Consider the following 1,925-nt stretch of genomic DNA (forward strand, 5'->3'; position numbering starts at 1 on the left):
TACCTGTCCGAGTTCTGCTATCGCTTCAATCGCCGCTTCGATCTGGCCGCCTTGGTGCCGCGACTCATCGTTGCCGCTGCGTGCACGCCGCCGCTCAGCTATCGACTCGCAACCTTGGATGCGTGATGTGGGGAATCAGGTGCAGGCATGGGCGGATTACTTGGATCGGCTGATGGCGGGCGGGCAGGTTGTGCCAATAAAGGTGCACTCAGCCGGCTAACCACCGAGTAGCAAGCCCTTACAAATGCTGGTAGTGATCGACCATATGTGGGGGAGCACGGTGGGACGTGACTTTTCGTCCATCATCGACCGGCTTGTGCTAGCTGCCAGCGATATTCCGGAATAAATAATCACAAATTGGATTGGTAACAAAGGCGAACAATGCAAAAAGGGGGTGGGTTATTTCCTGACCCTGCTTGCTACCCCTTTCTCAGCTCCTTCACCGATGAACGTCCAGGTCCGAAGTGATGATCACAAGGGCTGTATTGCTGTGCCAGTACAACCCCATGCTCAGTGGGCTTGTTTAATGTTTGCTCCGTATTGCGGCAGCAATGATAAGGGCGCCGACGATGACCGCGGTTGGCGTGGATAGGTGCCAATCAAGAGTGGTTAGCCACCACAAGACACCGCACGCAAGTAATGCGAGCGATGTTTGCCATGCCCAGATCGCCGCACCGATGCAGAGCAGCAAGAGGAAAAATCCCTCGTCCTTTGTGATCTGGCCTTGCTTGGCATACAAGTAGCAGCTCCCCACGATAGCTCCAGACACTAGAAGCCTGCCTAGCCAACCCTTCAGGAATGATCGTACATCTGTGCCAAGTTTTTCGCGGTCTAATTGCCTAGTCGCAGAGGCCTGCGCTAGGCCTTCTTTGCTAAATTCTTTGGTTTCCTTTCGCTTGAGTCCCTGGATGACAGCGAAAGCTCCTAACGTAGCCGGAGCGATGGCTATCCAACGATACTCGTCTGCGCCCCAAACAAGTACAGCAATCGAAATTGCGAGCGCCACCGCTATCCATGCGGCTATAGGGCCGTATCGCTCCCATGATGTTAATGGACGAACGATTCGTGCGGCTCGGAGCCTTGCTCGGAATTCATGGCTCATGGCTTTCTCCGAAGACTGAAGTTCCGAAGCGAAAAATGTCCAAGGACAAGCACTTCAAGCAACCAGCTCGCCAGTAAGATGCTGATTTTGCGCATGAGTTGCTCCCCTGTGGCTGACTGCCAGACTGTTGCAGTCTGGCAGTGTGGCCGATCCTATGTCAGAAAAAGCTGTCCCGGTAGTGCTTGATGGCCGATGCCGGCTGTAGGATGTCCTCTGTAGAGTTCACGAGGCTTAAGTGTTTGCGTTCGCTGCCGATTAGTCCCGGGGTGCCTTGGGGTTTGGGTAAGGTGGAACCGTGTTAACAAGGGGGGGTATATGAGGAAGCTTGCTTTTGCTGCTTTTCTAGCTCTTGTATGTGCAGCGCATGCGAACGAGTTGGGCCACCATTTCTACTCGGTGACCTTTAAGAAGGACGGCGCGATTGTGGGTTCTTGGCCTGTTGCTCTCGATTCGCCTGGCGCGACCATGAATGGCCCGGTAGAAGATATTGGTTATGCGGAATGTGTTCCTGGGGGAATGAAGACAGCCTTTGCGACAGTTGGGTGGGTTGTGATTGCTAACCGCACGAGCGGCGACAAGATCACGTTCGAGGTTCGAGCATCTGAACTCACCATCTCGAAAAATGATCTTCTGAAGCAGTGCTTCAACGGCGCACCACCAATGCGGGTTGCGCACTGGGAGCCGGTGACGCTGGAGCTTAAGAAGGGCGAGGCTTACACATGGCCGACCAGTGAAGGGTATTCAGCAGTCGTCGAACGAACTGACTAATAATTGGTAGTTAGAGAGCTGAGTTGTGGGAAGGGAGGCAATGCTCTCAACTTAA

1 protein-coding gene and 1 pseudogene are annotated in these 1,925 nt (G+C 53.9%); both read left to right on the forward strand.

The features are described from left to right. A pseudogene (locus tag ACH65_RS20095) lies at positions 1–126 on the forward strand (IS1595 family transposase); the annotation flags it as partial. 1,291 nt (positions 127–1,417) lie between these two features. Beyond that, on the forward strand, positions 1,418–1,870 hold the full coding sequence (locus ACH65_RS20105) for a hypothetical protein (protein ID WP_153242670.1): 453 nt from the start codon (positions 1,418–1,420) through the stop codon (positions 1,868–1,870). Positions 1,871–1,925: the final 55 nt, after the last annotated feature.

Origin of the sequence: Frateuria defendens, from assembly GCF_001182895.1 — a bacterium.
GTDB lineage: Bacteria > Pseudomonadota > Gammaproteobacteria > Xanthomonadales > Rhodanobacteraceae > Frateuria_B > Frateuria_B defendens.

Excerpts from the sequence above, each read along its gene's own strand:
- ACH65_RS20105 (WP_153242670.1), top strand. The coding sequence starts at position 1,418 with ATGAGGAAGCTTGCTTTTGCTGCTTTTCTAGCTCTTGTATGTGCAGCG.